General features: G+C 64.4%; 14 protein-coding genes. 10 read left to right on the top strand and 4 right to left on the bottom strand.

The genetic code is table 11. The annotated features are described in order from the left end of the window. Positions 1-285: 285 nt before the first annotated feature. From denD to AAFX91_RS28805, 10 genes are all read left to right on the top strand, one after another. Positions 286-1,272, top strand: a complete 987-nt coding sequence (denD, locus tag AAFX91_RS28760) for a D-erythronate dehydrogenase (RefSeq protein ID WP_394568891.1) — start codon at positions 286-288, stop codon at positions 1,270-1,272. A 20-nt stretch (positions 1,273-1,292) separates the two neighbouring features. Further along, on the top strand, positions 1,293-2,261 hold the full coding sequence (locus AAFX91_RS28765; protein WP_282531043.1) for a sugar kinase: 969 nt from the start codon (positions 1,293-1,295) through the stop codon (positions 2,259-2,261). Then, positions 2,258-2,905, top strand: a complete 648-nt coding sequence (eda, locus tag AAFX91_RS28770; RefSeq protein WP_282531044.1) for a bifunctional 4-hydroxy-2-oxoglutarate aldolase/2-dehydro-3-deoxy-phosphogluconate aldolase — start codon at positions 2,258-2,260, stop codon at positions 2,903-2,905. Before AAFX91_RS28765 ends, eda begins: the two co-directional genes overlap by 4 nt. 54 nt (positions 2,906-2,959) lie before the next feature. Further along, complete coding sequence (locus tag AAFX91_RS28775; RefSeq protein ID WP_394568892.1) at positions 2,960-4,126, top strand: acetyl-CoA acetyltransferase; 1,167 nt, start codon at positions 2,960-2,962, stop codon at positions 4,124-4,126. A gap of 156 nt (positions 4,127-4,282) precedes the next feature. Beyond that, positions 4,283-4,483, top strand: a complete 201-nt coding sequence (locus AAFX91_RS28780) for a hypothetical protein (protein WP_130583450.1) — start codon at positions 4,283-4,285, stop codon at positions 4,481-4,483. Positions 4,484-4,613: 130 nt separating this feature from the next. After that, on the top strand, positions 4,614-5,813 hold the full coding sequence (locus AAFX91_RS28785; protein WP_394568893.1) for a CaiB/BaiF CoA transferase family protein: 1,200 nt from the start codon (positions 4,614-4,616) through the stop codon (positions 5,811-5,813). An 11-nt stretch (positions 5,814-5,824) separates the two neighbouring features. Further along, on the top strand, positions 5,825-6,991 hold the full coding sequence (locus AAFX91_RS28790) for an acyl-CoA dehydrogenase family protein (RefSeq protein ID WP_394568894.1): 1,167 nt from the start codon (positions 5,825-5,827) through the stop codon (positions 6,989-6,991). 166 nt (positions 6,992-7,157) lie between these two features. Next, positions 7,158-8,294, top strand: coding sequence for a thiolase family protein (locus AAFX91_RS28795; RefSeq protein WP_394568895.1), 1,137 nt, complete (start codon positions 7,158-7,160; stop codon positions 8,292-8,294). Continuing rightward, on the top strand, positions 8,291-8,650 hold the full coding sequence (locus AAFX91_RS28800) for a Zn-ribbon domain-containing OB-fold protein (protein ID WP_130583454.1): 360 nt from the start codon (positions 8,291-8,293) through the stop codon (positions 8,648-8,650). The genes AAFX91_RS28795 and AAFX91_RS28800 overlap by 4 nt, the downstream gene beginning before the upstream one ends. 491 nt (positions 8,651-9,141) lie before the next feature. Further along, on the top strand, positions 9,142-9,669 hold the full coding sequence (locus AAFX91_RS28805; protein ID WP_394568896.1) for a carboxymuconolactone decarboxylase family protein: 528 nt from the start codon (positions 9,142-9,144) through the stop codon (positions 9,667-9,669). A gap of 186 nt (positions 9,670-9,855) precedes the next feature. Here the strand turns inward: AAFX91_RS28805 and glsA are convergent, their stop codons facing one another. From glsA to AAFX91_RS28825, 4 genes are all read right to left on the bottom strand, one after another. Further along, the gene (glsA, locus tag AAFX91_RS28810; RefSeq protein ID WP_394568897.1) at positions 9,856-11,715 is read right to left on the bottom strand and encodes a glutaminase A; all 1,860 of its coding nucleotides are present in this window, start codon (positions 11,713-11,715) and stop codon (positions 9,856-9,858) included. Positions 11,716-11,737: 22 nt separating this feature from the next. Continuing rightward, positions 11,738-13,813, bottom strand: a complete 2,076-nt coding sequence (locus AAFX91_RS28815; protein ID WP_394568898.1) for a TRAP transporter permease — start codon at positions 13,811-13,813, stop codon at positions 11,738-11,740. A gap of 47 nt (positions 13,814-13,860) precedes the next feature. Beyond that, complete coding sequence (locus tag AAFX91_RS28820) at positions 13,861-15,006, bottom strand: TAXI family TRAP transporter solute-binding subunit (RefSeq protein ID WP_282531051.1); 1,146 nt, start codon at positions 15,004-15,006, stop codon at positions 13,861-13,863. 156 nt (positions 15,007-15,162) lie between these two features. Continuing rightward, the gene (locus tag AAFX91_RS28825) at positions 15,163-15,384 is read right to left on the bottom strand and encodes an acetyl-CoA carboxylase biotin carboxyl carrier protein subunit (protein ID WP_394568899.1); all 222 of its coding nucleotides are present in this window, start codon (positions 15,382-15,384) and stop codon (positions 15,163-15,165) included. Positions 15,385-15,615 lie beyond the last annotated feature (231 nt).

The following is a 15,615-nucleotide window of genomic DNA, read 5'->3' on the forward strand; positions in this document are numbered from 1 at the left end:
GCCTGGGGCTCGAAGCCTTCCAGCGCATCAAATTTGGTACCAGTCTGGCGCTCCGCGATGTGTGAATCGGACAGCCGTTCTTACGGGGAGAGGGTAGGGGTGAGGGGTTCTGCCCGCGAATATGGTGACAGATGTATTTGCGGAGGCTCCCCCTCACCCGGAATTCGAGCTGGGCTTGAATTCCGACCTCTCCCCGCAAGCGGGGCGAGGTGCAGCGGAGTCCGCCTCTCGCATCGTAGTGCAATCGCCACGCACTAGCCTTGAAGAACAAGAAGGAGTTGGGTCTTGCACGTTCTGATTCTTGGCGCCGCCGGCATGGTCGGCCGTAAATTGACCGACCGTCTGCTGCGCGACGGCCGCCTCGGCAAGCTGGACATCACCAGGATGACCCTGCAGGACGTGGTCGAGCCTGCAAAGCCGGCTAGCGCCTCGATCCCGGTCAGGGTGGTGGCGTCCGACTTCGCCGATGCCGGCGCCGCGGCGCCATTGATCGCCGAGCGGCCGGACGTGATCTTCCACCTCGCCGCGATCGTTTCCGGCGAGGCCGAGGCTGACTTCGACAAGGGCTACCGCATCAATCTCGACGGCACGCGCTACCTGATCGACGCCATCCGCGCGGTCGGCGGCGGCTACAAGCCGCGGCTGGTGTTCACGTCCTCGATCGCGGTGTTCGGCGCGCCGTTCCCGGACAAGATCGGCGACGAGTTCTTCCACACACCGCTGACCAGCTACGGCACGCAAAAGTCGATCTGTGAGCTCCTGATCAACGACTATACCCGCAAGGGCCTGTTCGACGGCATCAGCATCCGCCTGCCGACGATCTGCGTGCGGCCGGGCCGGCCGAACAAGGCGGCGTCCGGCTTCTTCTCCAACATCATGCGCGAGCCGCTGGCCGACGAGGAGGCGATCCTGCCGGTGTCCGAGGACGTGCGGCATTGGCATGCTTCGCCGCGCTCGGCGGTCGGTTTCCTCGTGCATGCCGGGACCATGGACCTCAATGCCATCGGTCCGCGCCGCAATCTCAGCATGCCCGGGCTCTCCGCCACCGTCGGCGAGCAGATCGCGGCGCTCGATCGCGTCGCCGGCAAGAACGTCACGGCGCGGATCAAGCGGGTGCCGGACCAGACCATCATCGGCATCGTCTCCGGCTGGCCGCGCGATTTCGTCACCGAACGGGCGCTGAAGCTCGGCTTCACGACGGCAGAGAAGACGTTCGACGATATCATCCGGATTCACATCGAGGACGAGCTCGGCGGCAAATTCGCGGCGTAGTCTTGCTACGGAGTGCGGTCATGACGCGGGTAGCCTCTATCGGCGAATGCATGATCGAGTTGAGGCAGGCGCAAGGCGGGCCCCAAAGCGGGACGCCAGGCGGCCTCTACTCCCGGGGTTACGGCGGTGACACCCTCAACACCGCCGTCTATCTCGCGCGCCTCGGCATCGACGTCGACTACATCACCGCGCTCGGCGACGATGCGTTGAGCGAGGAGATGATCGCCGCCTGGAAGGCCGAGGGCGTCGGCACCAAGCGCGTCGCCCGGCTGGCGGGCAAACTGCCCGGCATTTATCTGATCCAGACGGATGAGAAGGGCGAACGAAAATTCTTCCATTGGCGTGAGAACTCGGCCGCGCGCAAGCTGATGCATTTGCCGGAGACCGAGGACCTCCTCAATTCGCTCGCGACCTACGACCTCGTCTATCTCTCCGCCATTACGCTCTCGATCTATGATGATTACGGGCGAGGGCGGTTGATGACGGCCTTGAAGCGCGCGCGCCTGCTCGGCACGCGCTTCGCGTTCGATACCAATTTCCGTGCCCGCGGCTGGCCTGATCTGAGCGAGGCGCGCAGCGTCTACAGCGCGGCGTTCGAGGCGGCCGACATCGTGCTCGCCTCCACCGAGGATCTGTTGCCGCTCTATCCCGGCGAGAGCCATGGGGCGCTGCTCGCGGGCATTTCGACCCCGGAAGTGGTGCTGAAGCTCTCGGAGCCCGTCAGCGTGCTGCGCTTTCCCGGCGGATCGCGCGAGGTGAGGGCCGAGCCGGTGACCCAGCCGGTTATCGATACCACCGCGGCCGGCGACAGTTTCGCGGCCGCCTATCTCGCCGCCCGGCTTTCCGGCGCCGAGCCGCCGGAGGCCGCCCGCGCGGGCCATCGGCTGGCCGGCGTCGTGGTCTGCTATCCCGGCGCGATCATTCCGCGCTATGCCATGCCGCCGAAGAAAGTGCCGCGGCCGGCGAATTCCCGCAGGGTCTCGCAATGACATCAGCCAAACAGGAAACGCTCGCCACGCTGTTCAGCCAGGCCAAGATCATCCCCGTCCTGACCATCGAGCGGCGCGAGGATGCGGTGCCGCTGGCCCGCGCGCTGGTCGCCGGCGGGGTGTTCACCCTGGAGGTCACCTTGCGCACGCCGGTCGCGATCGAGGCGGCGAAGGCGATCATGGCCGAGGTGCCGGACGCGATCGTCGGCATCGGCACGATCCTGAGCCCCGACGACCTGGCCCGCGCCGAGGCGCTCGGCGCCAAATTCGGCATCAGCCCGGGTGCGACACCCGAGCTCCTGAAAGCCGCTGCCGGCAGCAGCCTGCCGTTCGCGCCGGGGATCGCCACCGCATCCGAATTGATGCTGGCGCTGGCGTACGGCTTCGATCTCGTGAAATTCTTCCCGGCGGAATCTTCAGGCGGTATCAAGGCACTTCGGGGGCTGGCCGGGCCGTTCCCGAACGCGCGGTTCTGCCCGACCGGCGGCATCGGGGAGGCCAATGCCGCCACCTGGCTGGCGGAGCCCAATGTGGTCGCGGTCGGCGGGTCCTGGCTCTGCCCGCCCGCCGAGGTCAGGTCCAACAATTGGGCCGGCATAACCGCCATGTGCGACCGCACCCTGAAATCGCTGAAAGCCGGGTGAAGTCCGGATACGGATCAGCTACAAGCGATCAGGAACATTTTTGGGAGAACGGCCATGACAGCCAGCATCGTGGGGTGGGCGCACACGCCCTTCGGCAAATTCGACGCCGAGACGGTTGAAAGCCTGGTCGTGCGCGTCGCCAACGAGGCGCTGACCGATGCCGGCATTTCGGCTGGCGACGTCGATGAGATCGTGCTGGGACATTTCAACGCAGGCTTCTCGCAGCAGGACTTCACGGCCTCGCTGGTGCTCCAGGCCGATCCGCAGTTCCGCTTCAAGCCGGCCACGCGCGTCGAGAACGCCTGCGCGACCGGATCGGCCGCCGTGCACCAGGGCATCCGCGCCATCCAGACCGGCGCCAAATTCGTGCTCGTGGTCGGCGTCGAGCAGATGACGAAGACGCCGGGACCGGAGATCGGCCGCAATCTGCTCCGCGCCTCCTATTTGCCTGAAGATGGTGATACGCCCGGGGGGTTCGCTGGCGTGTTCGGCAAGATCGCGCAGGCCTATTTCCAGAAATATGGCGACCAGTCCGATGCGCTGGCGCTGATCGCAGCCAAGAACCACAAGAACGGCGTCGCCAATCCCTATGCGCAGATGCGCAAGGATTTCGGCTTCGAATTCTGCCGCGCCGAGAGCGACAAGAACCCGTTCGTCGCCGGCCCCCTGAAGCGCACCGACTGCTCGCTGGTGTCGGATGGCGCCGCCGCGCTGGTGCTGACGGATTCGGAGACCGCCAAGACCATGGGGAAGGCGGTGAACTTCCGCGCCACCGCCCATGCGCAGGACTTCCTGCCGATGTCCAAACGCGACATCCTGCAGTTCGAGGGTTGCACGGTGGCCTGGCAGCGCGCCCTGGAGCAGGCCGGCGCCAAGCTTTACGATCTCTCCTTTGTCGAGACCCATGACTGCTTCACCGTCGCCGAACTGATCGAGTATGAAGCGATGGGCCTGACGCCGCGCGGGCAGGGCGCCCGTGCGATCAAGGAGGGCTGGACGCTGAAGGACGGCAAGCTGCCGATCAATCCGTCCGGCGGGCTGAAGGCGAAGGGTCACCCGATCGGCGCCACCGGCGTCTCCATGCATGTGATGAGCGCGATGCAGCTCACGGGGCAGGCGCCCGAGGGTATGCAGTTGAAGAATCCCGAGCTCGCCGGCATCTTCAACATGGGCGGCGCCGCGGTTGCGAATTACGTTTCGCTGCTGGAGCCGGCGAAGTAGGCTGTAGGCGAAGCGGGCTGCCGTAGGGTGGGCAAAGCGAAGCGTGCCCACCATCAAGCACTCCGCTGGTCACGGTGGGCACGCTTCGCTTTGCCCACCCTACAATGCTACGAATTGCCGCGGTGCACCGCGGCGCAGACTTTCGGAGCGTGTATCATGGGTAACGAAAGCTCGTTGTCGCTGGACGAACTCAACGATCGCATTGCGATTCTTGAAGACAACATCAGGCAGCTCATCGAACAGGCCGCCGCGGCATCCGGCGAGCAGAACGAGGCGCGTATTGCCGACCGCATCAGCCAACAGAATGACGAGCTCGAGCGGCTGATGAAGGAGCGCGACGCGCGGGCGAACAGATAACCCGCTACCCGCCGCGCATACGCCCATACGCGCGGCGCGCCTTGATCTTGCGGACGCCCTGCCGTTACTAGGTCCCCGGAAGCGATAACGCGGCCGTGATCGGCTGCCTTTCTGAGAGGATGGCGAGGCTATGGGACCGCTGGAGGGCATCAAGGTCGTGGACATGACGACCGTTCTGATGGGGCCGTATGCGACCCAGACGCTCGGCGACTACGGTGCCGACGTCATCAAGGTGGAATCGCCCGACGGCGACGTCACGCGCCAGATCGGCCCGACGCGCCATGCCGGCATGGGCCCGGTGTACCTCAACACCAACCGCAGCAAGCGCTCGATCTGCCTCGACTTGAAGAAGCCGGCCGGGCGCGAGGCCGTGCTGCGCCTGATCGCGAAGGCCGACGTGCTCGTCTACAATGTGCGCCCGCAGGCGATGGCGCGGTTGCAGCTCGGCTACGACGTTGTCTCCAAGATCAATCCGCGGCTGATCTATGCCGGCGTGTTCGGCTTCGGCCAGGACGGACCGTATGCCGCCAAGCCCGCCTATGACGACCTGATCCAGGGCGCGACCGCGCTGCCGGCGCTGATGGCGCAGACCGCCGACGGCGTGCCGCGCTACGTGCCGAACGCGCTGGTCGATCGCATCGTGGGACTGACCGCGGTCGGCGCGATCTGCGCGAGCCTGGTGCATCGCGACAAGACCGGGCAGGGGCAGCGTGTCGACATCCCGATGTTCGAGACCATGGCCGGCTTCGTCATGGGCGACCATATGGGCGGCCTCACCTACGATCCGCCGCTCGACCGTGGCGGCTACAAGCGCCATCTGTCGCCGGACCGCCGCCCCTACAAGACGAGCGACGGCTATATCTGCGTGATCGTCTACAACGACAAGCAGTGGGACAATTTCTTCACCGCCATCGGGCGCGACGATCTCCGCGAGGATTCGAGATTTGCGACCTTCGCCGGCCGTGCCGCCAATATCGATTGCGTCTACGCCGAGCTTGCGCGCATCCTCAAGACCAAGACCACCGCGGAGTGGAACGAGATCCTCGAGAAGGCCGACGTGCCGGTCATGCCGATGCACGATCTCGAGAGCCTGTTGCAGGACCCGCACATCGTTGCAACCGATGTGTTTCCGGTCATCGAGCATCCGACCGAAGGTCGCATCCGCAGCATGAAGGTCTCGGCGCGCTGGTCGGAGACGACAGCCGAGCCGAAGCGGCTCGCGCCGCGGCTCGGCGAGCACAGCGTGGAGATCCTGCGGGAGGCCGGTTTCTCCGCCGACGAGATCGCCGCCATGCGCCGCGACGGCGTCAGCAAGACACCAGAGAACTAGGACAGAGACTGATGGATTTTGCGCTCTCGGCCAATCAGGAATCCATCCGCGATGCAGTGGCAAAAATCTGTGCGCGCTTTGACGACGCCTATTGGCTGAAGAAGGACAAGGAGGGCGGCTACCCCGCCGACTTCCACCGCGCACTGGCGGATGCCGGCTGGCTCGGCATCTGCATCCCCGAGGAATATGGCGGCTCCGGGCTCGGCATCACCGACGCCGCGATCATGATGCGCACGATTTCGGAATCCGGCGCCGGCATGTCGGGCGCGTCGGCCGTGCACATGAACGTATTCGGGCTCAATCCGGTGGTCGTGTTCGGCACCAAGGAGCAGTGCCAGCGCATGCTGCCGCCGATCATCGACGGCCGCGACAAGTCCTGCTTTGCGGTGACCGAGCCGAACACCGGGCTCAACACCACCCAGCTCAAGACCCGCGCGGTGCGCAAGGGCGACAAATACATCGTCAACGGCCAGAAGGTCTGGATCTCGACCGCGCAGGTCGCCAACAAGATCCTGCTGCTGGCGCGGACCACGCCGCTCGAAGAGGTGCGGACGCCGACGCAAGGTTTGAGCCTGTTCTACACCGATTTCGACAAGCAGCGCGTCACCGTGCACGAGATCGAGAAGATGGGCCGCAAGCCCGTCGACTCCAACGAATTGTTCTTCGAGAATTTTGAAATTCCAGTTGAGGATCGCCTCGGCGAAGAGGGGCGCGGCTTCGAATATATTCTGCACGGCATGAATCCGGAGCGCATCCTGATCGCGGCCGAAGCAGTCGGGCTCGGCAAGGTCGCGCTGTCGCGCGCGCAGGCCTACGCCAAGAGCCGCATCGTGTTCAACCGCCCGATCGGCATGAACCAGGCGATCCAGCATCCGCTCGCCAAATGCTGGATGGAGCTGGAGGCCGCATGGTTGATGGTGCTGTCGGCCGGATGGCACTACGACAACGGCCTTCCTTGCGGGCCGGCCGCCAACTCGGCAAAATTCCTGGCCGCCGAAGCCGGCTTCCGCGCCTGCGAACAAGCGGTGATGACCCATGGCGGCTTCGGCTACGCCAAGGAATATCATGTCGAGCGCTACCTGCGCGAATCCCTGATTCCACGCATCGCCCCGATCAGCCCGCAGCTCATCCTGAGTTTTATTGCCGAGAAAGTGCTGGGGCTGCCGAAGTCGTATTGAGGGCGGGTGATGATGGCGTCTCCACAGTTCACACCGTCATTCCGGGGCGCGCGCAGCGCGAGCCCGGAATCCATTTCTCCTCTTTCGCATGTTTCGCATGCGGCCCGATGGATGCCGGGCTCGCCGCTGCGCGGCGCCCCGGAATGACGGAGGAGGAAGTAGCGTCATGAGCTTCATCACCGGCGTCGGGCTGACCTCATTCGGCAAGCACGAAGGCTCGTCCTCGCTCGACCTCATGAGCAAGGCGGCGCAGCTTGCGATCTCGGACGCCGGGCTGCAGCGGTCGGAGATCGATGGCATCCTCTGCGGCTACTCCACGGTGTCGCCGCACATCATGCTCGCGACAGTGTTCGCCGAGCATTTCGGCATCCGCCCGTCCTATGCCCATGCCGTGCAGGTCGGCGGCGCCACCGGGCTCGCGATGACCATGCTCGCGCATCATCTGGTCGATGCCGGCGTGGCCAAGCATGTGCTCGTGGTCGGCGGCGAGAACCGGCTGACCGGACAGAGCCGCGACGCCTCGATCCAGGCGCTCGCGCAAGTCGGCCATCCCGATTACGAAGTGCCGCTCGGGCCGACCATTCCCGCCTATTACGGCCTCGTCGCCTCCCGCTACATGCATGAATACGGCCTCACTGAAGAAGACCTCGCCGAATTCGCCATGCTGATGCGCAGGCACGCGCTGACCCATCCCGGCGCGCAATTCCACGACCCGATTACGATCGCTGACGTGATGGCTTCGAAGCCGGTGGCGAAGCCGCTGAAGCTGCTCGATTGCTGCCCCGTTTCCGACGGCGGCGCGGCATTCGTGATCAGCCGCGAGCGGATTGGCGATGTCGGCGTGCGTATCCGCGGCTGTGCGCAGGCCCATACGCATCAGCATGCCACCGCCGCGCCGGCTTTAAGCGAACTCGGTGCCGAGATCGCGATCGCCAAGGCCAAGGCGGCCTCTCACGTTGCGGTCTCCGATGTGCGCTATGCAGCGGTGTACGACAGCTTCACCATCACGCTTGCGATGCTGCTCGAAGATCTCGGTCTGGCAAAGCGCGGCGAGGCTGCCGCGCGCGTGCGTGCCGGTTACTTCAATCAGGACGGCGAGATGCCGCTCAACACCCATGGTGGGCTCTTGAGCTACGGCCATTGCGGTGTCGGCGGCGCGATGGCGCATCTGGTCGAGACGCATCTGCAAATGACTGAGCGAGCCGGAAACCGTCAGGTCCGCGACGCCTCGGTCGCGCTATTGCATGGCGATGGCGGCGTGCTGTCCTCGCATGTCAGCATGTTTCTGGAGCGGGTGCGATGAGCGGAAAGCTTGCGGACTGGACCACGGGCGCGGAATCGATCGTCTATCAATCCTGCGCCGCCTGTGGCGCTGCGCAATATTTCCGCCGCAGCTTTTGCGCCGTCTGCGGCGCACCCGATCCGCAGGAGAAGCGCGCCAGCGGGGCAGGGACAGTGTACGCGACCTCGCTGGTCTGCCGCGCCGCCACGCCCGAGACGCGCGCGCATGTGCCCTACAACATCGTGCTGGTCGACATCGCCGAGGGTTTCCGCATGATGGCGCACGGCGAGAACGATCTTGCGATCGGCGACAAGGTGAACGCGCGCTTTGCGCAGTTCGCCGGGCGATTGGTCCCGTATTTTCAAAAGGTAAAGTGAACGACCGTCGTTATTCCGGCGTCATTGCGAGCGTAGCGAAGCAATCCATTTCGCCACTTGCGGAAGCATGGATTGCTTCGCTGCGCTCGCAATGACGGTTGTTGGTTGGGATATGACGACAGTCACCGCCAATAGAGCACAATGCCGGCGATGACGACCATTGCCGTCACCGCCAGCATTTGCGCAAGCGCCTCCGAGGCCGCCCTCCTGGTGGCTTCCTTCATGCCTGTCTCCCTAGACTTGGGCGTGACTCATCGTGGCGCGGAATCCGCGCAAGCGACGGCCTTTTAGATTGGTACTCTCGGAACACCCCGCGTCGGACATTCGCTCTGATTGAGTCCCCACTCGGCGAATATCGACGGTAGCAAGGTCGGCCAGCATTGCGGCGGCATTTTGACTCGGCTGTGTTGCTCCTGCGTCAAGCGCCAGATAGTGTCTTGGACCTTAACGGAACCCACGCAAAACGCGAAAAAAGAAACGAGACGGAAAGAATGGCCCGCATCGAATACAGCGATCCCGCCAAAGCCAGCGATCGCACCCGCGAAATTCTCGACAAGAACCGCAACGCCAATATCTTCCGCATGATGGCGCATTCGCCAAGCTATTTTGAGCAATATTGCCGGCTCGGCGGCGCGATCCGACACAGAGGCGAGCTTGATCCGATCGTGCGCGAGCTTGCGATCACCCGCACCGGAATCCTGTGCGAAGCGCCATACGAAATCGTCGCGCACAAACGGATCGGCAAGAATGTCGGCGTCACCGACGAACAGAACGAAGCACTGGAGAATTGGCAGTCCGCCACCTGCTTCAACGAAGTACAGCGCGCCGCGCTCGCCTTCACTGATGAGATCGTCAAGCTCAACAAGCCGACGGACGCCACCTTCAACGCGATCGCCTCGAAACTCTCGCCGGCCGCGCTCGTCGAATTGCAGCTCTCAGTCGGCTTCTACATCATGACCTCGAAATTCCTCGAGACGTTCGAGATCGATTTGCAGCCGGTCACGGAAGTGGTGGGCTGAGTCTTAGCTAAGGCCGCGAGCTCCCTTCGCCTCGCCCCGCCTGCGGGGAGAGGCCGGATCGCATCGTCAGATGCGATCCGGGTGAGGGGCTGCCTCCGCGAATACAACTGGCAGCAATGTTCGCGGAGGCAGCCCCTCACCCTAACCCTCTCCCCGCGAAGAGCAGGGAGAGGGAATGAAGAGAGATTACGTCGACGTCAGCAGATCCACCTTCGCGTTCGCGACGATCAGCCGGTCGGCGAGCAGTTGCGCGAGGTTGCGCATGATCCGCTCGCCGGCGCGTGGGTGCTGCTTGCGGAATCGTTCGAAGTCGCGCAGCGGAATCTCCCAGGCGGTCGCGGCCTGGTCCGCCAAGACGTCGGCGGAGCGGACCGGCTCGATCAGCGCCATCTCGCCGAATGCCATGCCGGCGGTGAGCGTCGCCAGGCGGACGCCGTCGGGCAGGGTGACGTGTACGACGCCGCTGCGCAAGAAGAACAGCGAGCGTGCGGAATCGCCGGCGGAGATGATCTTCTCGCCGGAGCGGTAGGTATGGGTCGAGGCGAGTGACGCCAGGTCGGTCAGCTCTTCCACGCTCAATCCGGCCAGCAGCGGCTGCTCGGACAATTCGGTGGTCTCGAAGAAATCGATCGAGCCGCCATAGCGGTAGACGATCTGGTCCTCCGCCCACTCGATCGCGGTATCCAGCAGGTAGAAGTCCCTGATGTTGCCGAGCTTGGCAGTCCATTCGCGCAGCGTCTTCCATTCCGTCGACGTGCGTTTGATTCCGGACAGGATCACGGTGACGCCGAGCGCGGCCAGTTCCTCGAAGGCCTCCGCCACCAGCCGCGCGCCGGCGCGGGTGGTGGAGGTGACCCGGTGCAGGTCGAAGACGACGAATTGCGGCCGCGGCTCCGAGGCCAGCCGCCGCGACACGTAGTCGACGGCGGAAAGCGACAGCGTGCCGACCAGCTCGATGATCCGCACTTCCTCGTGGTGCGCCGCGAGGATGTCGCGCTCCTGCGGGCGGCGGACGCGGCGGGACGGGCTCTTGCCGATATTGTAGTCGGCGATGATGCTGGTGCGCGCATCGTCCCTGCGGTTGAGCATATGCAGGTCGTAATGCGAGGACAGCGCCTCGCACACCTTGATGCCGCGCACGCTGTTGCCGTGCTTGTCGAGCTTGGGCGAATAGCTGCCGAGCCCGAGCCGCGCCGGCAGCGCGGCCAAAATGCCGCCGCCGACGCCGCTCTTGGCGGGGATGCCGACGCGATAGATCCATTCGCCGGCGAAATCGTACATGCCCGACGACGTCATCACCGAGAGCGTGCGCGAGATCGCATACGGCGTCATCACCTGCTTGCCGGTCACCGGATTGATGCCGCGATTGGCAAGCGTTGCCGCCATGATCGCGATATCGCGCGCGGTCACCAGCACGGCGCATTGCCGGAAATAAACATCCAGCACGGAGGCGACATTGTCCTTGATCACGGAATTGGTGCGTAGGAGATAGCCGATCGCCCGATTGCGGTCGCCGGTCGTGCTTTCGGAAAGATAGACGGCCTCGTCGAGCGTGAGCTCGCGTCCGGCAAAGCGGCCGAGCGCCTGCCGGATATAGTCGAAGGCGGCATCGCCCTTGGCCTCATGGATCAACCCGGTGCAGGCGATGGCGCCGGCATTGACCATCGGATTGAACGGATGGTTTTCCGCGTTCAGTCGGATCGAGTTGAAGGGGTCGCCCGATGGCTCGACGCCGATCGCGCTTTCCACCCGCCCTGCGCCCAGCGTGTCCAGCGCCAGCGCGAACACGAAGGGTTTTGACATCGACTGGATGGTGAAGGGCACCTTGGTGTCGCCGACCTCGTAGACGTGGCCGTCCAGGGTGGCGAGGCTGATGCCAAAATGGGCAGGGTCTGCCTTGCCGAGCTCGGGAATGTAATCGGCGACGGCGCCACCGGTCTCAGTGGCGAACTCGTCGTGGCATGACTGCAGGAACCGCAGCAGCGGCGGTCTTGAGCGGGTCCAGGCCGTGGCGCTGGCGGAAGAAGGAGGCGGCTCGGGTTTCATCGCCTCCTTTTGTGCAACGCAATCAGGGAGCGCGCAACTGGTTCGCTAGTAGCGGCTGCCGCCGGACAAGGAGCAGCGCGATCAGGACCGTCGGCACCAGGATGGCAAGGCCGAGCAGCGTCACCTGCATCTGCGACAACGGGTTGATGCCGCCGCCGGGCGTCGCCACCACGAAGCCGCCGATCACGAGCAGCACCCGCAGCGGCCATTCCAGCGCGCCTGCGCGGCTGAGATCGCCGACGAAGGCCTGATACCCCTGGATGCCGCCGCAAATGAACAATGTGCCGAAGGCGGCAAGCGCCATCAGGCCGAGACCGGTGAGATAGGGGCTTGGTCCCTGCAGCACCAGCGCCGGGTTCAACACGAAGAAGAACGGGATGAAATAGATGATGCTGCCGACCCACATCGATTCCCAGCCCGTTTTCATCGCCGGCGATCCCGCGATACCGGCAGCCGCGAAGGAAGCGATCGCGACCGGCGGGGTGATCGACGACAGCATCCCCCAGTAGAAGATGAACATGTGCACTGCCATCCGGTTCAGCCCGAGCTTCTCCAGCGCCGGCGCCACCAGGATGGCGAGGAAGATGTAGCAGGCCGTGGTCGTCAGTCCGAGCCCCAGGATCAGGCTGGTCAAGGCGCACATCGCCAGCAGCAGGAAGGCGTTGTCGCCGGCAAGCGTCAGCAGGTCGTTGGCGAGGCTCGAGACCACGCCGGTCATCGAGAACGCGCCGATCAAAAGCCCGCAGCCGGCGAGAATGCCGACCAGTTCGACGAAGGTGCGGCCATTGACCTCGAGGAATTTCGCGATCGTGGCCCAAGTCCAGCGCGTGTCCTTGGAAAAGACCTGGTTCAGCACCAGCAGCAGCGCGGTGGCGTAGAACGGCGCGTGGCTCTCGCGCTTGAAGTAGAGCAGCATCACGATCAGCAGCGCGATGACGAACACGTAGTACCAGCCGGACTTGAGGGTATCGATCACCCGCGGCAGCTCGGCGCGCGGGATGCCCTTCAGGCCGTGACGCGCGGCATAGGAGTCCACCTGCATGAACAGGCCGATATAATAGAGCGCGGCGGGAATGATCGCAGCGACCGCGACCTCGGCGTAGCTGATGTTGAGGAACTGTGCGATCACGAAGGCCGTGGCGCCCATCACCGGCGGCGCCAGCACCGCGCCGGTCGAGGCGCAGGCCTCGATCGCGCCGGCATAGGAGGCACGAAAGCCGCTGCGCTTCATCACCGGGATGGTCATGGTGCCGGCGGTGAGCACGTTGGAGATGATCGAGCCGGACATCATGCCGAGCAGGCCGCTCGCGAAGATGCAGACCTTCGCCGCCCCGCCGCGGAACGTGCCGCACAGCGCAAAGGCGATGTTGATGAAGAATTTTCCGGCGCCCGTCATCATCAGCGCGGTGCCGAAGACGAGGAAGCCGATCACGGTATCGGCAAAGGCCTGGATCGGAATCCCGAGCAGGCTCTCGCCCGAGAGCACGTGGTAGGCGGTGGCCTGGTCGAAGGTGAGTTCGGAGCCGCGAAACGGCCCGAGCCATTTGGCCTCGGCAAACAGCGGATAGACGGTGAACGGGAACACGCTGAGCAAGAGGCTCCAGCCGCCGGTGCGGCGCAGCGCCTCCATCAGCATCGCCCACATCACGACGCCCGCAATGAGCACGTTGCGCGGCGCGCCGTCGGATTCCCAGCCGTACTGCGCGGCCTTGCGGATGTTGAGCATCAGCCAGATCGCGGCTGCAAACGTCAGCACGAACAGGAGAAGGTCGTACCAGGGAATCCGGTCGAGCGGCGCCGTGCCCGTTCCCGGAAAGATCAGGAAGGTGAACGGCAGCATCAGCGCAATCAGCAGATAGAAATATTCGGTGTTGAGCTGGGTGTAGCCGATCAGGAAGCGCAGCGAGAATTGCTGGTTGATGCAGAGCAGGATGGTGGCCGCGGTCGCGACCACCAGCGCCCAGCGCCAGCCGCCGCGCAAGCTGCGAACGCGCGTGACCTCGGCCTCCTGCATGTTGCCCGCGCCGGCATGGGGATCTTCGAACTCGATCCTCTTCGGCGGCGCGGCCATGGCGCTATCGAGCGGAGAAGCTGACATCAGAAGATCCCCACAATGGCGTTAGCTTGCAGTGGAAGCGCGCGGTTTTATTCAAAGCCGTTCGGCATGTTGGCCTTGGCAAGCGCTGCCGCGCGCGCCTTCATCCAGCCTTCCAGGAACGCCTTCTCATCCGAGGGCGGATTTGACTTGCCATATTCCGCCCAGGCGGCGGTGAGCACGTCCTGGCGCTTGAACAGCGCGTTGTTGTGAGCCTCCTGCTGGTCGCTCCATTGGCCGGCTTCCTTCAGCGCCTTCACCGCGCCGGCATGCACCGGTACGACCCAGTTCTTGGTCTGCCGGTCCGCGGCAAGCCCGCTCGCGCCCGGCGCAGACTCCTTGTAGGCGTCGTAGTTGACGATCATCGCCTTGGTGATGGCGTAGACCTGGTCCGCCGGCACCGACGCGTAGGCGACGAAGATCGGGTAGGGATAGGTGCCGAGCTCGATCGGCTTTTCGGGCGAGATGCCGGCGCCGCAGGTCGCGCGATGCGGGAAGAAGAACGAGCCGACCTTCTGCACCCGTTCCCATCCGGCCTTGTCGTCAGGCGGAAGCGGCGGCCAGATCAGTCCGCGCGGCGAGGTCTCGGCTTCCTTCGCGGGTCCGGTGATGGTGGTGCCGAAGGCAGCGTCGGCGTCGTTGTTGATCAGGCCCTTCCACATCGCGCCGTAGCTTGCGAATTCGACGGCCTTGACGTCGGTCTGCTTGAGACCGCCGAAGGCGAGGATGGCGAGCGAGTTCTGGTTCAGCGCGGGCGAGCCGACCACGAAGCCGACGCGCTTGCCCTTGAGATCCTTGATGTCCTTGACGCCGATATCGGCGGCCACGCCGAGCGAGCCGGCATTGCAGTCGACCGTGGACAACAGGAGTTGCAGCGGCTGCGGTCCCCATTCCTTGGCGCCGAACTCGAACACGCCTTCCTGCGCGAAATAGGTGCCCGATCCCATCGCCGACATCAGCGCGCGCTTGGCGCGCAAGGGCGCCAGCCGCGCCACGTCGTTGCCTGCCGGTAGCACGCGGAGGTCGGTGCCGTACTTGTCCTTCATCATCTTGCCGACGCCGACCGCGATGTTGAATCCCGCGGTTCCCGTGTCGTAGGCGGTCACGCCCATCGTCGGCGGCAGCTTGATGTCTTCGGCGAGTGAAGGTCCGGACGCGAGTAAGGTGACGCCGAGCGCGAGCAGACGACGGATCATGATTCCTCCCTGATGTTTCGCTACGCGAAACTTGTTGTTTGCGAGGATCATTGCATCGCATTGCGATGATGGCAACGGCGCTCCGTTGGCGCGGCATGCCACCATCGTCGCATCACCGGACAGATTGTCGCGGAGCGAACTTTGAATGTGTGTGCGTCAGGTCTCGACGATGGCGACCGCCTGTCCTTCGGCGATCACGTCGTCGATGCTGACGAGGATCGACTTGACCGTGCCGGCGGCGGTCGACGTTACCGGAATCTCCATCTTCATCGCTTCGACCAGCGCGACCTCGTCGCCGTCGGCGATGCTGACACCGGCCGCCACTGGTATAGCGCATACACGGCCGGCCACTTCGGTGATGATCTTGATATCTGGCATTCCACGCTCCCCATCCGTTTCGCGAAACGCATAGCGCTCTGCGAACGGCTTTTGTTGTGGCGGCACATTGCCTGAGGTAGCTTGATCTGCAAGTGGAATTTTATTCCGTGTGGCGGAATGGAGCCAATAACAAATGGGAAGACGCTCGGAGCGGCTTAGGCCGTGTGGACAGTTACCTTATCCAGAGCAGAGTGGCGGCAATGGCGACGACGGCGAAGTAGTTTCGCGCGG

It is taken from the genome of Bradyrhizobium sp. 31Argb (assembly GCF_043638955.1).
Taxonomy (GTDB): domain Bacteria; phylum Pseudomonadota; class Alphaproteobacteria; order Rhizobiales; family Xanthobacteraceae; genus Bradyrhizobium.

Excerpts from the sequence above, each read along its gene's own strand:
- AAFX91_RS28765 (WP_282531043.1), top strand. The coding sequence starts at position 1,293 with ATGACGCGGGTAGCCTCTATCGGCGAATGCATGATCGAGTTGAGGCAG.
- eda (WP_282531044.1), top strand. The coding sequence starts at position 2,258 with ATGACATCAGCCAAACAGGAAACGCTCGCCACGCTGTTCAGCCAGGCC.
- AAFX91_RS28775 (WP_394568892.1), top strand. The coding sequence starts at position 2,960 with ATGACAGCCAGCATCGTGGGGTGGGCGCACACGCCCTTCGGCAAATTC.
- AAFX91_RS28780 (WP_130583450.1), top strand. The coding sequence starts at position 4,283 with ATGGGTAACGAAAGCTCGTTGTCGCTGGACGAACTCAACGATCGCATT.
- AAFX91_RS28785 (WP_394568893.1), top strand. The coding sequence starts at position 4,614 with ATGGGACCGCTGGAGGGCATCAAGGTCGTGGACATGACGACCGTTCTG.
- AAFX91_RS28790 (WP_394568894.1), top strand. The coding sequence starts at position 5,825 with ATGGATTTTGCGCTCTCGGCCAATCAGGAATCCATCCGCGATGCAGTG.
- AAFX91_RS28795 (WP_394568895.1), top strand. The coding sequence starts at position 7,158 with ATGAGCTTCATCACCGGCGTCGGGCTGACCTCATTCGGCAAGCACGAA.
- AAFX91_RS28800 (WP_130583454.1), top strand. The coding sequence starts at position 8,291 with ATGAGCGGAAAGCTTGCGGACTGGACCACGGGCGCGGAATCGATCGTC.
- AAFX91_RS28805 (WP_394568896.1), top strand. The coding sequence starts at position 9,142 with ATGGCCCGCATCGAATACAGCGATCCCGCCAAAGCCAGCGATCGCACC.
- glsA (WP_394568897.1), bottom strand. The coding sequence starts at position 11,715 with ATGAAACCCGAGCCGCCTCCTTCTTCCGCCAGCGCCACGGCCTGGACC.
- AAFX91_RS28815 (WP_394568898.1), bottom strand. The coding sequence starts at position 13,813 with ATGTCAGCTTCTCCGCTCGATAGCGCCATGGCCGCGCCGCCGAAGAGG.
- AAFX91_RS28820 (WP_282531051.1), bottom strand. The coding sequence starts at position 15,006 with ATGATCCGTCGTCTGCTCGCGCTCGGCGTCACCTTACTCGCGTCCGGA.
- AAFX91_RS28825 (WP_394568899.1), bottom strand. The coding sequence starts at position 15,384 with ATGCCAGATATCAAGATCATCACCGAAGTGGCCGGCCGTGTATGCGCT.